This is a genomic window from Streptococcus sp. SK140, from assembly GCF_000259525.1.
Lineage (GTDB): Bacteria > Bacillota > Bacilli > Lactobacillales > Streptococcaceae > Streptococcus.
Genome location: NZ_AJML01000001.1, coordinates 1 through 21111, shown reverse-complemented (window position 1 = coordinate 21111; position 21111 = coordinate 1). Strand labels below are relative to the sequence as shown.

Sequence of the window (21111 nt, the reverse complement as noted above, 5' to 3'; positions counted from 1 at the left end):
AAATTTCCCATATATCTCCTATATTTCCAGTATATCAAGCCTTGCAATTCCTAAAGAAAGTTGATACAATAAAACCATAGAGATTCGATCCTTGTTCAGCCACAGGGATTTTTTATTGAAAGGATTTTATCATGTCAAAGACACTCCAACGTAAAAAACAATTGAGAAACAGCCTACGTCGCTCAGGTGCATTTTCAAACACTGTAAACAAGGTTGTCGAAGAAACAAAAAAAGTTGTGAAGCACGCTGAAAAAGCAGCAAGCGATGCAGGGAAAGCCGTTTCTAAAAAGGTTGAAAAAACTGTAGAAGCAACCAAAGAACAAGCTCAAAAGGTTACAAGCTCTGTAGAGGAATTCGCAGCCAACCTAGGTGGACTTTCAGTAGATCGCGCTAAAACTTTCTACGATGAAGGAATCAAGTCTGCTGCTGACTTTAAAAACTGGACAGAAAAAGAACTCCTTGCCTTGAAAGGAATCGGTCCAGCAACTATCAAGAAATTAAAAGAAAACGGCATTAAGTTCAAGTAATCTTTCTTGTTCCTTGCTTTTCCGTCAAAAACTTGTTAAAATAAAGCCATTAGAGGTGTTTTGAGTCCCACATTTTACAGAAAGTGGCGGTGCTGAGAAGTCCACAAATGTGTCAAAACTGGTTGCTAATGGATGAAATTTAAAAATGAAATATAAATGTCTTTTTGTTTAAAAGACGAGAGATGCGGGCATCTGCCCGAAATTGGGTGGTACCGCGGATTAAACACATTCGTCCCTGTCAGATTGATGACAGGGGCGATTTTTCTTTTACACCCCTAGCCAAAGGAGGTTGTCATGAAACAATCTTTTAACACCAGTAAACTCTACTATGGTTTCCCTATCTTCATCTTGGGCTATCAGGACCAAAACTTTGGGCACAATATCACAACCTGTAGCTCCTCTTATAGCCTGGGAGATTGGCTGGTCATCGGTGTTGGCGCTGAGGAAAATGCGGCTGACCAAATTAAGCATTATCAACAGTTTACCGTAAACATCCCTGATGAAAACTTCATGCTCGAGATGGAGCAGGCTGGCTTCATCAGCCATCGGGAGAAATTGAAACACCTAGGGCTTGACTACGAGATTTCTGAACGGACTCAGGCTCCGATTTTGGAGGCTTGTCCAGTCGTTTTGGATTGCCAGGTTGATCGGATTATCGAGGAAGATGGTATTTGTCATATCTTTGCCAAAATTCTCGAGCGACTGGCTGATCCAGAGTTCTTAGATGACAAGGGCCATTTTAAAAATGACCACTTTGCGCCTACTTACTTTATGGGGGATGGCCATCAGCGCGTTTATCGTTATCTAGATGACCGAGTCGATCCTATGGGGAGCTTCATCAAGAAAGCGAGGAAGAAGAATGACAAGAACTGAACTGCCAGAACAAATCGAAACGGAGCGACTGGTCTTGCGAGTACGTACAGTGGCGGATGCTGAGGATATCTTTGGCTATGCCAGTCGTCCAGAAGTCTCTTACCCAGCAGGGTTTCCACCTGTCAAAACCTTGGAAGATGAGATTTATTACCTAGAACATATCCTTCCCGAGCGTAATCAAAAGGACAATCTCCCAGCAGGCTATGGAATTGTGATTAAAGGGACCGATACAATCATCGGTTCTGTCGATTTCCCCCATCGCCACGAAGATGATGTGCTAGAGATTGGCTATACCTTGCACCCAGATTATTGGGGGCGCGGTCATGTTCCTGAAGCGGCGCGTGCCTTGATTGACCTAGCTTTTAAAGAATTGGGGCTTCACAAGGTAGAATTGTCTTGCTTTGGCTACAATGTCCAAAGTCAACGAGTCGCTGAGAAACTTGGTTTCACCCTTGAAGCTCGCATAAGAGACCGCAAAGATGCTCAAGGCAATCGCTGTGATGATTTGAGATACGGCTTGCTGAGGAGTGAGTGGGAGGTGGAGAAATGAACTTGACTATTGAACAAATTGTCTCTATTATTAGTGCAGTTGGGATAAGTACAATCGTTAGTGCTATAATCGCATTCGTTCAAAATAATAAAAAGAACAATTTAGATTTTGTTACAAAAGAACGATCAGAATGGCGGAAAAAATTAAAAGAAATATTATCAGAATTAAGTGATGATACTAAAAAAGAGTCTGCTATAATCAAACTAAAATCAGAAATAAATCCTTATGGGAAAAATATGGAGTTTAAGCATACTAAACCATATTATATGAAAGAAGGCCATATTTGGGATTTACTAGATAGCGGAGAAAAAGTTGATTTTGATAGGTTAGCATTCTATATTGAATTGCTCTTAAAATTTGATTGGGAACGATCAAAAAGTGAAGTAAGATTTAGACCTATTAAGGCGATAAATCAAGTGATGCAGTGCCTTTTATTTTTTTCGTCTATTTATTGTATTTATATAATTTTTGTTAATTTTTCAAGTAACTCAAACAATATCCTACATGTAATAAATTTGTCATTGAGTATTGTTGTTTTTGTTTTAATTTTATTACAGACAACTGTGACAAATGCTATTGTTTCTAATCCATCTGAAAGCCGAAAAGAACAAATATGGATATTCTTTCTATTTTATGCTTTTCCGTTTATTTATTTAGCATGGAACATAATATATAAATTAAAATTAGATTTGACTTTTTATATTATTAGTCCTCTATTAATTTTGGCGTATGAAATTTTCTATTTGTATTCATTTTATATTTATGAAGATACCTATATCAGAGAAATAAAGAGATTTTTAAGGCCAAAAAGTAAAAAATACCAATTAGGAGTTAAGCTTGTAAACCAAATAAGAGATAGAGAAGACAAGTTAAATCGGTATGAATATGATACTACGACTATTAATTCACTAAATAAACGTTTAAAAAAATTAAAAAGAAAATTAACAAAATTAAGGAAACCACGAGAATATATGTTGCACCCTATTTTATTTTATAGATACAGGAAAAATAGGAAACGAATTATTAAAGAAGTAAAAAAATTGATAAGGAGAAACTAATGTCTAAAGAACTTTCACCTAAATACAATCCAGCCGAGGTTGAGGCTGGTCGTTACCAAAAATGGCTTGACGAAGATGTTTTCAAGCCTTCAGGCGATCAAAAGGCTAAGCCTTATTCAATCGTGATTCCACCACCAAACGTAACTGGGAAACTCCACCTTGGTCACGCTTGGGATACGACTTTGCAAGATATCATCATCCGTCAAAAACGCATGCAAGGCTTTGATACGCTTTGGCTTCCAGGGATGGACCACGCTGGGATTGCAACTCAGGCTAAGGTTGAGGAGCGCTTGCGTGGCGAGGGCATCAGCCGTTACGACCTTGGTCGTGAGAAATTCCTCGAGAAAGTCTGGGAATGGAAAGATGAATATGCGACTACTATCAAGGAACAATGGGGCAAGATGGGGCTCTCTGTAGACTACTCTCGCGAGCGTTTCACGCTTGACGAAGGCTTGTCAAAAGCGGTTCGCAAGGTCTTTGTGGACCTTTACAAGAAAGGCTGGATCTACCGTGGTGAGTTTATCATCAACTGGGACCCAGCAGCTCGTACAGCCCTTTCGGATATCGAAGTTATCCACAAGGATGTCGAAGGTGCCTTCTACCACATGAACTACATGCTGGAAGATGGCTCACGCGCCCTTGAGGTTGCGACAACTCGTCCTGAGACTATGTTTGGAGACGTTGCCGTTGCGGTCAATCCAGAAGACCCACGCTACAAGGACTTGATCGGTAAAAACGTCATCCTTCCAATCGCTAATAAATTGATTCCAATCGTTGGGGACGAACACGCAGATCCTGAGTTTGGTACAGGTGTCGTAAAAATTACTCCTGCTCACGATCCAAACGACTTCTTGGTTGGTCAACGTCACAACTTGCCACAAGTCAATGTTATGAACGATGACGGAACCATGAATGACTTGGCCTTTGAATTTGCAGGCATGGATCGTTTTGAAGCTCGTAAGGCAGTCGTTGCTAAGTTGGAAGAAATCGGTGCCCTCGTTAAAATCGAAAAACGTGTCCACAGTGTTGGTCACTCAGAGCGTACAGGTGTAGTGGTTGAGCCACGCTTATCTACGCAATGGTTCGTTAAGATGGACCAATTGGCTAAAAATGCTATTGCCAACCAAGACACAGAAGACAAGGTAGAATTCTACCCACCTCGTTTCAACGATACCTTCCTCCAATGGATGGAAAATGTCCATGACTGGGTAATCTCACGTCAGCTCTGGTGGGGTCACCAAATCCCTGCCTGGTACAATGCTGAGGGTGAAATGTACGTCGGCGAAGAAGCTCCAGAAGGTGATGGATGGGCTCAAGACGAAGACGTCTTGGATACGTGGTTCAGTTCTGCCCTTTGGCCATTCTCAACCATGGGCTGGCCTGATGTCGACTCAGAAGACTTCAAACGTTACTTCCCAACTTCAACCTTGGTAACAGGTTACGACATCATCTTCTTCTGGGTGTCTCGTATGATCTTCCAGTCATTGGAATTCACTGGCCGTCAGCCATTCCAAAATGTCTTAATCCACGGTTTGATTCGTGATGAGCAAGGACGCAAGATGTCTAAGTCTCTCGGAAACGGGATTGATCCAATGGATGTTATCGAGAAATATGGTGCCGATGCCCTCCGTTGGTTCCTTTCAAACGGTTCTGCACCAGGGCAAGACGTCCGCTTCTCTTACGAGAAAATGGATGCTTCATGGAACTTCATTAACAAGATCTGGAACATCTCTCGCTACATCCTCATGAACAATGAAGGTTTGACCCTTGAACAAGCAACTGCTAATGTGGAAAAAGTTGTTAACAAGGAAGCTGGAAATGTCACAGACCGCTGGATTCTCCACAACCTCAATGAAACCATCGGCAAAGCAACTGCTAACTTTGACAAGTTTGAGTTTGGTGTTGCTGGACACATCCTCTACAACTTCATCTGGGACGAGTTTGCGGACTGGTACGTTGAGTTGACCAAGGAAGTCCTTTATAGCGATAACGAAGAAGAGAAAGTCATCACACGTTCTGTTCTCCTTTATACTTTGGACAAGATCCTTCGTCTCCTTCACCCAATCATGCCATTCGTGACAGAGGAAATCTTTGGGCAAATCTCAGAAGGCTCTATCGTTACAGCAGAATACCCAACTGTTAACCCAGCCTTTGAAGACCTCGCTGCTCACACTGGTGTAGAAAGCCTCAAAGACTTGATCCGTGCTGTTCGTAATGCGCGTGCGGAAGTAAACGTTGCACCAAGTAAGCCAATCACGATTCTTGTTAAGACAAGCGATAGCGATTTGGAAGCCTTCTTTAACAGTAATGTCAACTACATCAAACGCTTCACAAATCCAGAGCACTTGGAAATCGCATCAAACATCCCTGCACCTGAACTCGCTATGTCAAGCGTCATCACTGGAGCAGAAATCTACTTGCCACTCGCTGACCTCCTCAATGTCGAAGAAGAACTCGCTCGTCTCGACAAGGAACTCGCTAAATGGCAAAAAGAACTGGATATGGTAAGTAAGAAGCTCTCTAACGAACGCTTCGTAGCCAATGCCAAACCAGAAGTCGTCCAAAAAGAACGCGACAAACAAGCCGACTACCAAGCTAAATACGACGCGACCGTAGCACGTATTGATGAGATGAAGAAACTCGTGAAATAAATATAAAAAATCTCTTAGATTCATTTCTAAGAGATTTTTACTTACTTCTCTCCCCTCACAACCAGCCTTCTTCTTCGGCAGTTTTGGCCGCTTCGGTTCGGTTGCTGGCACCTAGTTTGGAGAGGATGTTGGTCATGTAATTACGGACGGTGCCGTTTGAGAGGTAGAGCTTGTCCGCAATTTCTTGGTTGGACAGCCCCTGTGCTACTCCATGTAAAACAGCGACTTCCTGCTCGGTCAAGGGATTGGGATGAGTCATCATGACTTCCATCAGCTCTGGAGAATACTCCTTGCGTCCCTCTAACACCGTATGCAGGGTTTGCATGAGCTCAGCGATGCTTCGCTCTTTCAAGACATAGGCATCGACTCCTGCTTTGACAGCTCGTTCAAAATAACCTGGGCGTTTAAAGGTCGTGACGATAACCACCTTTGTTTCAGGCACTTCTTGTTTGATCCACTCGAGCGCTTCTAGTCCTGTCTTTACTGGCATTTCGACGTCAAGTATGGCAATATCTACTGCTTCTTTCTCCAAAACCTCGATAGCCTCGGCTCCATTTTTCGCCTGCAAGACGGTCTCCACATCTGGTTGAAAGCTTAAGAGCTGACACATGGCGTCTCTAAGCATACTTTGATCTTCTGCGACTAATACTTTCATCTACTTTCTCTCCTTATAAGGCAGATGCACGCGCACCTCTGTTGGATGTTTCAAACTGACCAACTCTACTTGACCTGAGAAGGCTGCTGCACGATCTCGGACTGTATGAAGTTCATTTCCTTTTACAGTTGCAAAACCTTTCCCGTCATCTCTAACTGTCAGGACCAATTCCTGATCTGTACGTTCCAGTTTTAGATAGGCTTTTTCAGCGCTGGCATGTTTGATCATATTAGTCGCCAGTTCTAACAAAATCATAGCAGCCGTCGACTCCACATCCTGGGTCAGGCTAGCCTTGTCCAATTGATTGTCAACCTGGACTTCAATCCCAGCAATCTCCAGCATCTTTTTGACAGTCTCAAGCTCTGATGCTAAAGTCCGTGATTTCAGATTTTCCACAATGGTTCGCACTTCATTCATGGAATCTTTGCTGATCTGGTGAATTTCTTTTAATTCCTTCTCCACCTGTGGATAGGCCTGCATCTGAAATAACTGCAAGGCTAAATCTGTCTTGACACTCAGCATAGCAAAGGTATGCCCCAGACTATCATGCAAGTCCTGACCGATACGACTGCGTTCATTTTCAGCAAGCAATAAATTTATCTGAGCATTTTGCTTGGCCTGAGCTTCTTTCAAATCCTCGACAATCCGAATCCGAACCAAACCAAAAGTCATCAAATCCACAAAAGTAAGAATTCCAAGCAGATAGACTAGAAATTCAACTTCGATTCTCTGAATAATCAAAAGTTGACCTACAACAAGGACTTGAGTAAGGAGAAAAGTCCAGACATGTAAAGACTTTAAACTACGTACACCAAAATGATAAATTAAGAGATTGGAAAGGAAAAAGAAAAACCAGATATAATTCGCAGCAACAAAGGCAGTATACCCAGCTACATAGACCAGCATGATGCCCCAGAAAAGCCAAGAAAGGCGCTGGTTCTTAGTTATTAAAACACCCAAATATGCCACTACAAATAGAATATCAATCAATAAATGCCAGACAGGAAGCTCCCCAGTCACTACAGGAATGATGGAAAAAAACATAAAAATCAAACTGGCCCAATACATATAGTCTATGCTTTTCAGTCTTTCAAGCATTAAGCATTCTCCTTATGACCTTGAAGGTAAATAGTCAAACCAAATAAAACTGCTGAAAAAACAAGTAGATAAATTGTGGCTGATAGATTGATGCCACCCTCATTTAAGAAGGTCTTGAGCAATTCCATCAACTGATAGCTTGGTAGACGCTTCCCGATTGCTTGCATCCAATCTGGAAATAAAGAGACAGGCATCCAGAGTCCGCCTAACACAGCCAAGCCAAAGTAAAGAAGATTGCCCACAACAGACATCAACTGACTAGAAGGTAAGAGAGTCAAGGTCAAGCCAAGAGCTACAAAAGCTACACTTCCTACTATCAGCAAGAGCGCAGCCCCAATCCAGCTTCCTAAAGGCATATCCACACCTCTGACCAAGTGCCCAACTGAGAAAACAACCAGAATTGAAACCAAATAATCAACCATCATACTTGTTATCTTTGATAGATAATATTCTACCATATTTACAGGGCTATGACGTAATATTTTCTGCCAGTTGTTGATCTTGTCGGTATGTAAAACAACTGGGAATGAAAAGATAGCTGTCGACATCATGGAAAAGGCCGTCATGGAGATGAGGTAGTCGCGCATAAAATTAGCCGGTCCACCTGGTGTTTCCTGGTACATGCCTGAAAAGAATAAATAGAAGGCCGTCGGCATCCCTACGGATAATAGATAATAGACTAATTGTCGTTTGGTCAATAGAAATTCTATCTTGTTTAGTGCGATCAATCGTTTCATCTTAGTCATCTCCCTTTTGTGTTTCTTCAAAGATTGTATCTAGCAAACTACGGTTATTAACTTCGATTTCTTGTATGCTACATCCCGCCTGAACTAACAGTGCCCAGAAAGCATCCGCTTCACGTGTGACTACTTGCAGGGCATCTTGTTTTTGTGACCAGTTTTCAATCAAGTTTGACTGCTCAACAACTTCCTTATAAGCCAGAGGTAGGATAAAGTGCTTTTCAATCTCTTCACTGCGCATGGCTAGAGGTGTCGTATCACGAATCAACTCTCCCTTATTTAAGACCAAGATTCGGTCCGCTGTATGCTCTACTTCCTCAATATAATGAGACGAATAGAGAATGGTGACTCCCTGCGCTTTTAGGTCCTGAACAATTTCCCAAAAACGTTGACGGGTTGAGGTATCCATGGCCGCAGTTGGCTCATCTAAAAAGACAAGCTTTGGTCGGCCAATCAAGGTCAAGACAAATGAAAAGAGACGCTTTTGTCCACCTGACAATTTTTCTGCCAATTGTTCTTTTTGTTGCTTGTCAAACTGCAATAGTTGATCGATCTCCTGATTGTTCAAGGGATTTGGGTAAATGCTTTGAAAGAAAGCAATCAACTCTTTGACCTTTAATTTCTGAACGATGACATTTTCTTGAGGGAGGTAGCCTCTAATATAGTCTAACTGAGAACTCGTCACTGGCAAGCCTTGGATGGATACTTGACCGCTGGTGACCAGTTTATCTCCAAGCAAACAGTCCAAGAGTGTTGTCTTACCGGCGCCATTTGGTCCAATCAAGGCGACGCATTCACCTTCAGCTACCTCAAAGGAAATATCCTTCAATATAGCCTTGCCCTTGATGCTTTTATTTAGGCTTTCTACCTTAATCATGTTCATGATACTCTCCTTTCAGCCACTCCTTTCCCATCGGAAAGGCGATAAAAATCATAAATCCTAGACCCCAGGCACCGCGAATGACTTGGTGAAGGAAGGCTTGATCAAACCACCCTGTAAACATTTCGACCAACCATACCACTAGTGATAGTGCAATAAAGAGATAGAGAATCGCTTTTTTCATTTTTCAAACTCCTTTTTCACATCTGAGACCAATTTCAAACCTTCTCGGATCAACCAAGACATCATGCCAAATCCTGCAAATAACTCCCAAGGGAAATGATAGAAACCTTCGTCCAATCCTGAGAACATGAGATAAGTCATGACTCCTGCTGCTACTAAACTCATTGCGATAATTACTTTATGTTTCATTTTTTCTTCCTCCATTTGATACATCTATTATAATTCTTTGAAGCTAGTGTCACTAGAAGCTTCTGTCATGAGGAGATATGACAAATGTCATAAAAAAATGATGGAATAAAAATTACTAGATTGGATCGATGTGCTAGCACCAGTCAGATATCAGCTCAAAAAATCATTGTAAACCAAAAAAGATCGGGAATCTTTTCCCGACCTCTTTCGTTTTCTATTTAATTCTTATTCCACACTGAAAAGATATGGGTAAACTGGTTGTTGACCTTGGTGAATTTCTACTTCAACATCTTCGAATTCTTCTGTGATTTCTTGGGCGATTTGGTTAGCCAATTCTTCACTTCCATCTTCACCGATATAGAAGGTTACGATTTCACTGTCTTCATCCAACATATGTTTCAAAGTTTCAGTCAGAGTTTGGTGCATATCAGGGTTTGATACGAGGATCTTACCATTAACCATACCAAGATTATCATTTTCATGAATTTCCAAACCATCGATAGTCGTGTCACGAACGGCTGTTGTTACACTACCACTGACCACATCACCAAGAGCTGCAGTCATGCGTTCTTTATTTTCTTCGATAGACTTGCTTGGATCGAAGGCAAGAAGACTAGTCAATCCTTGAGGGATTGTACGAGCTTCTACCACAACAGCTGGTTGTTCTAAGACTTCAGCTGCAGATTGAGCTGCCATAAAGATATTTTTGTTGTTTGGCAAGAAGATAATGTTACGAGCATTGACTTGCTCAACAGCCTTGATAAAGTCTTCTGTCGAAGGGTTCATGGTTTGTCCACCTTCGATGACATAGTCCACACCTTGAGCACGGAAGATGTCTGCCAAGCCTTGTCCAGCTACTACTGCGATAAGAGCATATTCTTTTTCTTCAGCTGGTTTGCTGACTTTAGCTTCTTTTTCCACTTGTGCTTCATGTTGGTTACGCATGTTATCGACTTTAACCTTAACCAAGCTACCATATTTGAGACCTTCTTGCATAACAAGACCTGGATCTTCTGTATGGACGTGAACTTTAACGATTTCATCGTCATTGACAACAAGCAATGAGTCCCCAAGTTCGTTCAAGTAGTTACGGAATTCTTCGTAGTCAAAGTCTTTAGCATAAGTTGGGCCTTGCTTAAGGGCAACCATGATCTCTGTACAGTAACCAAAGGTGATGTCTTCTGTTGCCACATGTCCGGCTACAGACTTATGGTGTTCGGCATTAATCATCTCACTCATGTTGGCTGGAGTCGCTACAAAGTCTTCAGAAGCGCTGTATTCACCAGTAAGAGCTGAAAGGAAACCTTCATAGATGAAGACCAAACCTTGACCACCTGAGTCTACAACTCCAACTTCCTTCAATACTGGAAGCATATCTGGAGTCTTCGCAAGAGCTGTTTTAGCTCCTTCCAAGGCTGCACGCATCACCTCAATAGCATCATCTGTCTGCTCGGCTTTTTTCTTAGCACCGATGGCAGCACCACGTGATACGGTCAAGATTGTTCCTTCAACTGGCTTCATAACGGCTTTGTAGGCTACTTCAACACCAGATTGGAAGGCAAGAGCTAGGTCTTTCCCTGTTAACTCTTCTTTTGTCTTGATGGCTTGCGAAAATCCGCGGAAAAGCTGTGAAGTGATAACTCCTGAGTTCCCACGCGCACCCATCAAAAGACCTTTGGCCAAGATGCTTGCAGCCTCACCAACAGTTGAAGCTGGTTTGTCTGCTACTTCTTTAGCACCATTTTCGATAGTCATTCCCATGTTTGTTCCTGTATCTCCATCTGGAACTGGGAAGACGTTCAATGAGTTGACATATTCGGCTTGCTTGTTCAAACGAGTAGATGCAGCCTGTACCATTTCTTGAAATAAGCTTGTAGTAATATTTGACACGATTATTCTCCTACAACTTTGATATTTTGAATGTAGACATTCACAGTTTGAGCAGTGATGCCAAGTTGATTTTCCAAACTAAAACGTACACGCTCTTGGATATTTTTTGAGACTTCACTAATCTTAGTTCCGTAGCTCAACACGGTATATACATCAACTGCAATGCTACCATCTTCGGCCGCTTTTACAACGACACCTTTAGAATAATTTTCCTTCCCAAGGAGGGCTTGGAAATTATCTTTGAGGGCTTTCTTACTTGCCATACCGACCACACCAAAAATCTCAGTTGCTGCACCGCCTACAACGGTAGCAATCACTTCATCTGTTAGTTCGATTTGACCATCTTTTGTATTAATTTTTACAGTCATTTTTTCTACCTCAACTAGTTGATACTCTATTTTATCATATTTCAGGCCAAGTGTAAAAGCAGAATACTGTATCGGCGGATATTTGCGCCTTTTACAAGTGATTTTGAGCGTAGAGCAAAAGAAAAAGACCTGATGGCCTTTTACTCTTTATTAAACGCGTTCTACTTTACCTGATTTCAAAGCACGAGCTGAAGCCCAAACTTTTTTAGGTTTACCATCGATAAGTACAGTAACTTTTTGAAGGTTTGGTTTTACGGCACGTTTTGTTTGGTTCATCGCGTGTGAACGGTTGTTTCCTGATACAGTCTTACGACCTGTAAAGTAACATACTTTAGCCATTTGTGTTTTCCTCCTATTAGATCTAATATAGCGGATGTGCTAGCACCACATACTGTACTATGTTATCACACTTTCTCTTTTTTGGCAAGGGGATTGGAATATTTTTTTATTTAACGTAAACAACTCCTAGTTTCCCAAAAGCTACATCTCCACGGATAATCAAAGTTTTGCTGGTTGGTCCTAGAGGGGCATCTGCCTTGGCTGCTCCACAAAAAGTCTCTACCTTTAGATCTACTCTCCAGTGTTGAGGCACGTAGATAACTGCATTCCCAAATCCGACTTCGATATTCAGAGTAGCAAAATCACCTAACATCTCTGCATTGTCATAATAGATTTTGGCATTCCCAAATCCGACTTCAAACTCGTCTTCTACCAATTCTTGGTCTTGCTTGTAAAATGTACCCGCCCCAAAAGCGACTTCCTTGTCTGTCAGAATAGTCTTTTCACCGTCATACCACCATTTTTTCCCATTCCAAGTTCTGTTAGTATGAGTCAGCATACTTACTCCGAGAACGATTAGAACTCCCGCCCAGAACAGTGACTGATTGGGAATCGGCAGAATGTCATAAAAATGATTGGCTATCATCAAAGCTACTAGGGCTGTAAAAGAGGCTGAAGTTAAGTGGCGACGCAACAAAGCTTCAACTGATTGATAGGCAAAAAATCCAATACCGATCAAGGGCCAAATCTTCCCTTCAAGTGAAGGAATACCAAAATTTCCCTGTAACAATACTAAAGCTGCCAATACTAGCAATACAATACCAAATGCTTTCTTTTTCATCTTCTTACCTCATGTTTCTTAGATTTTCTTTTAGGAGGGATTGGTAGTGTCGTGACACGTGTACCTCCTTGTGGGTCTGATAAAAGGAAATAGTGCCTGTACCTGAGAAGGACTTGTCCACCGAGTAAACCTGCCGGATATTGGCAATGGTCGACTTAGATACCCGACTGAAATAGCGGGGGAGAATGGACTCCAACTCATAAAGCTTGAGTCGAACCTCGTAGGCTTCTTTCTGGGTATGAGCGTAAATCTTGCTACCTTCTGTCTCAAAAAAGAGAATTTCCGACAAGTCTAAGTAGTACTCACCCGTCCCCTTGTAAAAGATCAACCTAGGAGCCTTGGTTTCTTGCAAGAGTCGTTGCAAGTCAGCTATTTCATCTGTCAGGGCTGCAGCCTTGATGACAATCTCTGTCTCAGTTAATTCACTATCAATCTCGATTCGTAACTTCATCCTATCTCCTTTCTGCATCTACTATACCAAAGGCCAGAGGACTTTACAAGGGCAAAAAAGCAAGTGGTCACTTTTGACCCGTAAGTGGTTACGAGGCCAGGCCCACTTGCTTTGCATTTCACAAAATAAAGAAAAGAATTCCCCAGATGAGCCCACAGGCATAGCCAACCAGAACATCCTTGGGATAATGAACGCCTCCTAAGACCCGCACAAGACCGAGAAAAGCTGATAAGACCAATAAAATCAACCCTGCAGGCAGATTTGCATGCACACAAGCCATGGAAATAATGGTTGCTGAAAAGACGTGGCGACTAGGCATTGAATTGCCAGAACTGTCCTTGTCTAATAGTGGGACAATTCCCCAAGTTTCATAGGGACGCGGTTGATTAATCCACTTACGCACCAGCGTCAATAGAACAAAACCCAATGCTGGCACTAAGATATAAGCGTAAAAGTCGTTCCCCAAGCCCTTGGTTATAAGACTTGTCCCCAGCAAAGTCAAGTAGGCTAAGGGCATCAGAACTGTCATCGTGCGATTAAAAACTCGCATCAATTGTAATAGCTGTGGATGACGAAGGAGACTTGATTTCCTCTTATCGTACCACTCTTGATAGTTTTTCATGTCTATTTCTCATACTTTTCTAGGACCTACTGGGCTGTTTTTCCCTTGGCAAGCCAGTCCACTAATTTGTCCAGACGACGGATTTCCTGCATCAGAGGATCGTCAATTTCCTCAATACGAATCCCACAAACCTTCCCTGTTATCGCAATCCGTTCAGGTGCATAAGACGGTGCCTGTCGAAAAAAATCTCCGTAGGTAAGGTCCCTATTCAGACAAGCAAGGATGGCACTCACTTCATAACCTGTCAGCCAACTGGTCACTTGGTGAACGGACTCTGCCCTTCCACCCTTTCGCTCAACCTTTGCAATCAAGGCTGGATAGATCGCAGAAAATTTCATATTGTATAATTTCTGACTCATACTTTCCTCTTTCTATTATACCAGTATAAAGAAGAAAAAGAAGGCCGTCAAGCCTTCTTTGGTTTTATTCTTCTACTTCATCTTCTGTAAATTGACTATTGTAGAGGTCGGCATAGAAACCACCCTGAGCCATAAGCTCCTCATGATTGCCTTGCTCGATGATATTTCCATCCTTCATAACCAAAATCAAGTCGGCATTACGAATAGTTGACAAGCGATGGGCAATGACAAAGGATGTGCGTCCTTCCATCAAACGGTCCATGGCTTTCTGAATCAACTCCTCTGTACGTGTATCGACTGAAGATGTCGCTTCGTCCAGAATCAAAAGTGGAGAATCTTTGAGAAGGGCACGAGCGATGGTCAAGAGCTGTTTCTGTCCGACGGACAAGGTCACTGTATCATCCAAGACGGTATCGTATCCATCTGGTAAAGTTGTGATAAAGTGGTGGATTCCTACTGCTTTTGCTGCTTCAATCATTCGTTCATCACTAATCCCTGTTTGGTTGTAGATGAGATTATCACGAATGGTTCCTTCAAAGAGCCAAGTATCCTGTAAGACCATTGAAAAGGCATCGTGCACTTCTGAACGTTTCATCTTCTTGGTATCCACACCATCAATGCGAATGCTTCCTTTATCAATCTCATAAAATTTCATCAAAAGATTAACAATAGTCGTCTTCCCAGCTCCGGTTGGTCCAACAATAGCAACCTTTTGACCTGCATGAGCTGTCGCTGAAAAGTCGTGAATGATCGTTTTTTCAGGAGTATAGCCAAAGGCAACTCTGTCAAAGACCACTTGACCCTTCATGTCGGTTAATTGTCTTTCCTTATGAGACTCGTCTTCCATCTCAGCTTCTCCTAGAAACTCAAAGACACGTGTCATAGCTGCACTAGCCTGTTGTAAACTGGTAATCCCTTGGGCAATCTGTGATAAGGGTTGTGAGAAGGTACGAACATAAACCATGAAGGCTACGATAATCCCAATACTGATATGGCCTTCAAGAGCCAAGGCAGCACCGACGATAACAACCAAAACATAGCTAAAGTTTCCGACAAAGAACATAGCGGGCATCATGATCCCTGAAATAAACTGAGATTTCCAGATACTATCATGTAGATTCTGGTTCAAGCCTGCGAATTTTTCTTTAGTGGTATCCACAGCATTATAGCTGGTCACCACATTGTGACCAGAGTACATTTCTTCCACATAGCCGTTTACAGCTGCTAAATTATTTTGTTGGGCTTTAAAATAACCTTGTGACTTAGCCATAATCACTGAAACCGCAGCAAAACCTACAAGGGTTGAAACAACGGTCACCAATGCCAAAATCCAGTTCATCCCAAACATGGTAATCAAAACAGCAATCAGCAAGAAACTAGCTGAGATAACGGTCCCCAAACTTTGATTGAGGGACTGTGCTGCTGTATCAACGTCATTGGTGACACGAGAAAGGGTGTCCCCTTGAGAATGACGGTCAAAATATCCTAAAGGCAAGCAATTGATTTTTTCAGCAATAGCTGTTCGCAAACGTTTTGAAAAATGTTGGATACTCGTTGAAAAAATATAGGCTTGCGTATAGTTTAGGATAATACCAATCACATATAGGATGACCAAAAAGCTAGCGATACTTGACACAGCTACCAAGTCGATTTCTGTAGCCAAACCATCTGAAATTAAGTTGGTGATTTCCTTAATCTTGGTTGGACCATACACCGTAATGATGCTTGAACATATAGCTGCTACAACAGCTACTAGTAGGGGAAGTTGGAGACCTGCTAGAAAAGGTTTATATTGTTTCCATAAGGACATTTTCTTATTTTCCATGTTCCAATTCCTCCTTCGATAGTTGTGAATAGGCAATTTCTTGATAAACTTCGTTAGTTGCAAGAAGTTCCTTGTGAGTGCCTTGTCCCACGACTTTACCCTGATCCAAGACCAAAATCAAGTCAGCATCCATGATAGTTGAGATACGTTGGGCAACGATCAACTTGGTCATGGATTGTGTCTTTTCAGCTAATACTTGGCGTAAGATACGGTCTGTCTTATAGTCCAAGGCTGAGAATGAATCGTCAAAAATGAGAATTTCTGGCTTACGAGCCAAGGCGCGTGCAATGGCCAAACGTTGTCTTTGTCCTCCTGAGAAGTTGGTACCGCCTTGGGCCACTTCGGAGTCTAGACCTGCTTCCTTATCCTCGATAAAATTCTTAGATTGAGCCAATTCCAAAGCTTGCCACATGGCAGTCTCACTTAGTGGCGTTTCTTGACTCTTACCAAAGTCGAGATTGCCCTTGACATCTCCTGAGAAGAGAACAGCTTTTTGAGGGATATAACCGACTTTATTACGCAAAACTTCCAAGTCGTAATCTTTCACATTGACACCATCTACTAGGATTTCTCCATCTGAAACGTCATAAAAACGAGGCAAGAGATTCACAAGCGTAGATTTACCAGAACCAGTTGAACCGATAAAGGCAATGGTTTGTCCTGCTTCTGCCTTGAAGCTGACATGTTCTACAACTGCTTCTGAATTTTTTGAATAACGGAAGGTTACGTCACGATATTCCACTTGACCTTGAACAGAAGAATCTGCATTCTGTGGATGACTAGGATTTTCAATAGAAGAATGCAAGTCCAGCACTTGATTGATACGTCCTGCAGAAACCAAGGTACGAGGAAGGACGATAAAGAGGGCACCCATGAGCAAGAAGCCCATCACGACCTGCATGGCATAAGACATGAAGACCACCATATCACTAAAGAGTGGCAGACGTTCTGTCAGGCTAGCATCGTTGATAAGATAGGCACCAATCCAGTAAATGGCAAGGATCAAGCCACTAGAAATCGCCTGCATAATTGGGTTCATAATGGCCATTAAGCGACTAACAAAGAGATTGAGTCGCGTGACTTCTTCATTAGCTTCTTCGAATTTCTTATCTTGATAATCCTCGGCATTATAAGCACGCACCACTCGAATCCCTGTCAAGCTTTCACGAGTGATACTATTGAGTTTATCTGTCAATTTTTGAATGACAGATTGTTTAGGAAAGGCTAGAGTCATGAGAACAGTTGTCATCAGAACATTGACGATAACCGCCACTACTACTGCCCAAATCCAGTATTCAGACTTGCCAAGGATTTTACCGATGGCCCAGATAGCCATAATTGGCCCACGAGTGACCACTTGCAAGCCCATGGTAAAGAGCATCTGTACCTGGGTAATATCATTGGTCGTCCGAGTCAAAAGACTGGGGATTGAAAAACGTTTAATCTCTGTTTGCGAGAAATCCAGAACACGATTAAAAATATCGCTTCGTAAATGAGTTGTGTAAGACGCTGCAACGCGAGCGGCAAAAAATCCAACAGTAACGGATGAGAGAAAAGCCAAAAGCGACAAACCCATCATCTTAATAGCTGGTGACCAAAGTGCATCCAACTGTGTCCCTGGCGTTCCTATCAATGCAGTAATTTCTGAAATGTAAGTCGGTACTTCTAACTCTAGATAGACCGAGAAACAGGTAAAGAGAACAGTCACTATGATCATACCCCACTCTTTTCCTGTAATACGCTTAGCGAGTTTCTTCATCTTCCCCTCCTATTTTTTCTACATTGGCTTGTAGTTGACCCATGACTTCCTCAAAAATAGCTAGTTTTTCCTCAGATACTCCATCGAGTAAACTGCGGTCAATTCGATCAAAGAAAGACTTGACCTGCTTCATTTGAGAGCGAGATTTTTCAGTCAAATGAACAAATTTTGCCCGTTTATCACTTGGACTCGCCTCCAACTCTACCAAACCATTTTGCACCATTCGCTTGACTAAATTACTAGCAACTGACTTGGTGACATTGAGTTCTTGTTCAATATCCTTGATAAGTGTCAATTCTTGATCCTGCTCACGACGATCTAAAAAACGGAGGACCTGCCCTTGCGGTCCACCCATAAATTCAATTCCACAACGCTTGGCTTCCTTTTGCACCATGAGGTGAACCTGATGACCAAAACGTTTAAAGACCAACATCGGTTTATCCATGCTTTCTCCCTTCCAAATAAAAATAGTTCTCTTGCGAACAATTAAGTTTTCATGAGAACTATTTTATCATTTTCAAATAGAATGTCAAGAAAAAAGTTTCCTAGAGAACTATCTAAGCAGAAATTGACATTAGGTAGTATTTTATCTATAATAAACACTATCTCACAAAGATACGAATCCAGTTTACTAGAAATGAGAAATTCACACATGAAACAAAAAGAACAGAAACTCTTAGGAATCCTTGCCATCATCTTTGGAGCCCTGGCGCTTCTTGGTTCTTGGATACCTATCGTCAACATCCTATCATTTTTCCTTGCCATTGCCACTTTGATTTTAGGAGTTTTTGGCATTGCCATCAATCTCAGAAACCGTAAAACATTGGCTATCATCGGGACAACCTTAGGTCTTATTTCCATTGTCCTTGTTTTAATAACTCAAGTTCTATCTACTAATATCTTTACTGATTTCGCCAGAACCTTTAGTCACCCCTATAGAAACATCACTTCTTCAACTGATGCTGAGGATTATGGTGAACTTCCTGATAGTAGTATAGGCGAGGAAGATGACGAGGAGGATACTGAATACTTCACTTGGAGCCAGGAACAGTTTGATGCCTTGGTAGAAGGGGACACTTCTGATAGTGGGAAAGGTGGCAGCAACTACAAAGATATTATCAGAAAACACGGAATCCCAGATTCAGAAACAGATTCAGTTATGGGAGACTATGAAATAAAAAGAATCACCTATCTCTCCATCAGTTCAGACCCTAAGACAGTTGTGCTCACGTTTGTTAAGCAGGAAAATGGCCAGTTTCTTCTAATCCGTAAATTTGCTGTCGGACTGGACCGAAAAGAACAATCTGATTCTGGAGTGAAAGTTTAACATAACTAAAAAGGTACTGGGAATAGCAATCGATAGACCAAGTCTCGATTTCTAAATCCCAACACCACGATATTTCCACAATCCATTGGATTATGGACAATCATAGATTACTAATAACGTTTTGAGCAAAAGAGATTTTCGTCTCTTTCCTGCCCTTTTGTCATCACAGGATAAACAAACCCCTTGAAAATATTGAATTTTCAAAGGGGTTATTTTTATTCTTAGAATCCGTCTACGTTTGTGTAGATTTTTTGTACGTCTTCGTCGTCTTCAAGGACTCCGTAGAGTTTTTCAAATGTTTCCAAATCTTCACCTGACAACTCAACTTCTGATTGAGGAATCATTTCCAATTCAGTTACTTGGAATTCTTCAATACCAGATTCACGCAAAGCAACGATAGCCTTGTGAAGATCAGTTGGAGCTGTGTAAACAGTGATTGTTCCTTCTTCTGCTTCTACATCGTCTACATCGACATCTGCTTCAAGCAAGAGTTCAAAGATAGCATCAGCATCATCACCTGCAAAAACGATAACACCTTTGTTGTCAAAGAGGTAAGATACAGAACCTGAAGCTCCCATGTTCCCACCGTTTTTACCAAAGGCAGCACGCACATTGGCAGCTGTACGGTTAACGTTTGAAGTCAAGGTATCAACGATCAACATAGAACCATTTGGTCCGAATCCTTCGTAACGTCCTTCTGTAAAGGTTTCGTCTGTGTTTCCTTTTGCTTTATCGATTGCTTTATCAATAACGTGTTTTGGTACTTGCGCTTGTTTGGCACGATCGATAACGAATTTCAAAGCAGTGTTTAGTTCTGGATCTGGCTCACCTTTTTTAGCTGCTACATAGATTTCTACACCAAATTTTGCATATACTTTAGAGTTAGCTCCATCTTTAGCCGTTTTCTTAGCTACGATATTGGCCCATTTACGTCCCATTAGGAATCTCCTTTTTTCACATTTTAATCTTTCTTATTATAACACAAGTCTATCCGATTTTCACTAGAGGAAATGGATTTTTCTTTTGTAAATTAAGCTAGGATTTCCCGCCAGTAGCCAAGAGTTTTTTGCCTTCTTTGATCCATGGATGTTTGGAAAGTGAGAAGTAAAGTTGGGCAGTCATAACTAGCCAGAGAAGGGGCTCACATAGAATCACACCTGTATAACCTGTCCAAGGAATAATCCAAGCCACGAAAATAATTTTACCAAAAAACTCGATAAAGCTTGATACAAGTGGCAAGAATTTTTGACCGAGACCCTGCAAGCTATTTCTATAGATCAATAAAAGACTCAAAAACGGATAGAATACAGAACTGATGCGTAGGTACAAAGCCCCATTTTCAATCAAGTAACCGTCTGTCGAACTTGCCAGGAAAGAAACTAGGCTAGGGCTTGCAAAAAATAGGAATACACAAGCAAAGCTTGCCCAAGCCATACTGATATAACTCCCTAGTCGAAGACCGTGGACAATGCGATCTGGACGTTTTGCACCAAAGTTTTGAGAGATAAAAGTGGTCATAGAGGCAGAAATTGCCGTCATTGGCAATAAGGCAAAGGCCATGATTCGGCGTGCTGCTGTCTGAGCACTGATAATGACTGCTCCAAAACTATTGACAGAGGATTGCAAAATAACACTTCCGACAGAGACGATTGAACCCATCAGCCCCATGGCTAGCCCCTGCTCTAAGAGATCGACATAGAGGGCCTTATTCCATTTGAAATCCTTCAACCTAGGAAGGAGCTCTGGAACACTCTTTCGGATATAGAGATAACAAAGGATAGCTGACAAACCCTGAGATATAATGGTTGCAAGACCAGCAGATTGAACACCTAACTGCAATTGTGTAATAAAATACAAATCCAGAATGACATTAACGATGGCTGAGAAAATAAGAAAACCAAGCGCAGCAAGACTATCGCCAACAGAGCGTAGCAAACCTGCAAAAAGATTATAAGCAAAGCTCACTCCCACACAGCTAACAATCAT

The 21111-nt window shown here is 41.8% G+C and carries 24 protein-coding genes; 6 read left to right on the top strand and 18 right to left on the bottom strand.

What is annotated here, in order from left to right:
* Positions 1-131 precede the first annotated feature (131 nt).
* From HMPREF1116_RS02640 to HMPREF1116_RS02620, 5 genes are all read left to right on the top strand, one after another.
* Entirely contained in the window at positions 132-527 is a 396-nt protein-coding gene (locus HMPREF1116_RS02640) for a helix-hairpin-helix domain-containing protein (protein ID WP_000047728.1), read from the top strand.
* Positions 528-821: 294 nt separating this feature from the next.
* Complete coding sequence (locus HMPREF1116_RS02635) at positions 822-1400, top strand: flavin reductase family protein (protein WP_000813809.1); 579 nt, start codon at positions 822-824, stop codon at positions 1398-1400.
* Positions 1387-1950 carry a GNAT family N-acetyltransferase gene (locus tag HMPREF1116_RS02630; RefSeq protein ID WP_000198665.1) on the top strand — a complete coding sequence of 188 codons (564 nt, stop codon included), beginning with the start codon at positions 1387-1389 and terminating at the stop codon, positions 1948-1950. The genes HMPREF1116_RS02635 and HMPREF1116_RS02630 overlap by 14 nt, the downstream gene beginning before the upstream one ends.
* On the top strand, positions 1947-3008 hold the full coding sequence (locus tag HMPREF1116_RS02625; protein ID WP_001054574.1) for a hypothetical protein: 1062 nt from the start codon (positions 1947-1949) through the stop codon (positions 3006-3008). Before HMPREF1116_RS02630 ends, HMPREF1116_RS02625 begins: the two co-directional genes overlap by 4 nt.
* Positions 3008-5659 carry a valine--tRNA ligase gene (locus HMPREF1116_RS02620; RefSeq protein WP_000032183.1) on the top strand — a complete coding sequence of 884 codons (2652 nt, stop codon included), beginning with the start codon at positions 3008-3010 and terminating at the stop codon, positions 5657-5659. The genes HMPREF1116_RS02625 and HMPREF1116_RS02620 overlap by 1 nt, the downstream gene beginning before the upstream one ends.
* A gap of 55 nt (positions 5660-5714) precedes the next feature.
* Here HMPREF1116_RS02620 and HMPREF1116_RS02615 read toward each other — a convergent pair whose 3' ends face one another.
* The 16 genes from HMPREF1116_RS02615 to HMPREF1116_RS02540 all read right to left on the bottom strand — a co-directional run bounded on the left by HMPREF1116_RS02615 (position 5715) and on the right by HMPREF1116_RS02540 (position 18243).
* Positions 5715-6314, bottom strand: a complete 600-nt coding sequence (locus tag HMPREF1116_RS02615; protein ID WP_000866708.1) for a response regulator transcription factor — start codon at positions 6312-6314, stop codon at positions 5715-5717.
* Positions 6315-7412 (bottom strand): sensor histidine kinase, encoded by a 1098-nt coding sequence (locus tag HMPREF1116_RS02610; protein ID WP_000893506.1) that lies wholly within the window; start codon positions 7410-7412, stop codon positions 6315-6317.
* Positions 7412-8149, bottom strand: a complete 738-nt coding sequence (locus tag HMPREF1116_RS02605) for an ABC transporter permease (protein WP_000825482.1) — start codon at positions 8147-8149, stop codon at positions 7412-7414. Before HMPREF1116_RS02605 ends, HMPREF1116_RS02610 begins: the two co-directional genes overlap by 1 nt.
* 1 nt (position 8150) lies before the next feature.
* The gene (locus HMPREF1116_RS02600; RefSeq protein ID WP_001055979.1) at positions 8151-9035 is read right to left on the bottom strand and encodes an ABC transporter ATP-binding protein; all 885 of its coding nucleotides are present in this window, start codon (positions 9033-9035) and stop codon (positions 8151-8153) included.
* On the bottom strand, positions 9022-9216 hold the full coding sequence (locus tag HMPREF1116_RS02595) for a hypothetical protein (protein ID WP_000709296.1): 195 nt from the start codon (positions 9214-9216) through the stop codon (positions 9022-9024). Before HMPREF1116_RS02595 ends, HMPREF1116_RS02600 begins: the two co-directional genes overlap by 14 nt.
* Positions 9213-9419: a hypothetical protein gene (locus tag HMPREF1116_RS02590; protein ID WP_025171227.1), complete on the bottom strand. Its 207-nt coding sequence runs from the start codon at positions 9417-9419 to the stop codon at positions 9213-9215. Before HMPREF1116_RS02590 ends, HMPREF1116_RS02595 begins: the two co-directional genes overlap by 4 nt.
* A 210-nt stretch (positions 9420-9629) precedes the next feature.
* Positions 9630-11294: a DAK2 domain-containing protein gene (locus tag HMPREF1116_RS02585; RefSeq protein ID WP_000065822.1), complete on the bottom strand. Its 1665-nt coding sequence runs from the start codon at positions 11292-11294 to the stop codon at positions 9630-9632.
* A gap of 2 nt (positions 11295-11296) precedes the next feature.
* Positions 11297-11662, bottom strand: coding sequence for an Asp23/Gls24 family envelope stress response protein (locus tag HMPREF1116_RS02580; protein WP_000216431.1), 366 nt, complete (start codon positions 11660-11662; stop codon positions 11297-11299).
* Positions 11663-11812: 150 nt separating this feature from the next.
* Entirely contained in the window at positions 11813-12001 is a 189-nt protein-coding gene (gene rpmB / locus HMPREF1116_RS02575; RefSeq protein ID WP_001140948.1) for a 50S ribosomal protein L28, read from the bottom strand.
* Between the two features lie 106 nt (positions 12002-12107).
* Positions 12108-12782: a LiaF transmembrane domain-containing protein gene (locus HMPREF1116_RS02570; protein WP_000725725.1), complete on the bottom strand. Its 675-nt coding sequence runs from the start codon at positions 12780-12782 to the stop codon at positions 12108-12110.
* Positions 12783-12786: 4 nt separating this feature from the next.
* Positions 12787-13233 carry a LytTR family DNA-binding domain-containing protein gene (locus HMPREF1116_RS02565; RefSeq protein WP_000776599.1) on the bottom strand — a complete coding sequence of 149 codons (447 nt, stop codon included), beginning with the start codon at positions 13231-13233 and terminating at the stop codon, positions 12787-12789.
* A 118-nt stretch (positions 13234-13351) separates the two neighbouring features.
* The gene (locus tag HMPREF1116_RS02560; RefSeq protein ID WP_000800910.1) at positions 13352-13855 is read right to left on the bottom strand and encodes a phosphatase PAP2 family protein; all 504 of its coding nucleotides are present in this window, start codon (positions 13853-13855) and stop codon (positions 13352-13354) included.
* Between the two features lie 26 nt (positions 13856-13881).
* Positions 13882-14214 carry a DUF2200 domain-containing protein gene (locus HMPREF1116_RS02555; RefSeq protein ID WP_000078813.1) on the bottom strand — a complete coding sequence of 111 codons (333 nt, stop codon included), beginning with the start codon at positions 14212-14214 and terminating at the stop codon, positions 13882-13884.
* Between the two features lie 64 nt (positions 14215-14278).
* Complete coding sequence (locus HMPREF1116_RS02550; RefSeq protein WP_000428282.1) at positions 14279-16039, bottom strand: ABC transporter ATP-binding protein; 1761 nt, start codon at positions 16037-16039, stop codon at positions 14279-14281.
* Positions 16029-17798: an ABC transporter ATP-binding protein gene (locus HMPREF1116_RS02545; protein WP_000731796.1), complete on the bottom strand. Its 1770-nt coding sequence runs from the start codon at positions 17796-17798 to the stop codon at positions 16029-16031. Before HMPREF1116_RS02545 ends, HMPREF1116_RS02550 begins: the two co-directional genes overlap by 11 nt.
* On the bottom strand, positions 17782-18243 hold the full coding sequence (locus HMPREF1116_RS02540) for a MarR family winged helix-turn-helix transcriptional regulator (protein ID WP_000360549.1): 462 nt from the start codon (positions 18241-18243) through the stop codon (positions 17782-17784). Before HMPREF1116_RS02540 ends, HMPREF1116_RS02545 begins: the two co-directional genes overlap by 17 nt.
* Positions 18244-18450: 207 nt before the next feature.
* On the opposite strand from HMPREF1116_RS02540, the gene HMPREF1116_RS02535 reads away from it, so the two are divergent.
* On the top strand, positions 18451-19125 hold the full coding sequence (locus tag HMPREF1116_RS02535) for a CD20-like domain-containing protein (RefSeq protein ID WP_000810312.1): 675 nt from the start codon (positions 18451-18453) through the stop codon (positions 19123-19125).
* 221 nt (positions 19126-19346) lie between these two features.
* Here HMPREF1116_RS02535 and HMPREF1116_RS02530 read toward each other — a convergent pair whose 3' ends face one another.
* Positions 19347-20063: a YebC/PmpR family DNA-binding transcriptional regulator gene (locus tag HMPREF1116_RS02530; RefSeq protein ID WP_000532896.1), complete on the bottom strand. Its 717-nt coding sequence runs from the start codon at positions 20061-20063 to the stop codon at positions 19347-19349.
* 97 nt (positions 20064-20160) lie between these two features.
* Positions 20161-21111: MATE family efflux transporter (locus tag HMPREF1116_RS02525; protein ID WP_000637191.1), on the bottom strand; the 951-nt coding region annotated here is incomplete at its 5' end.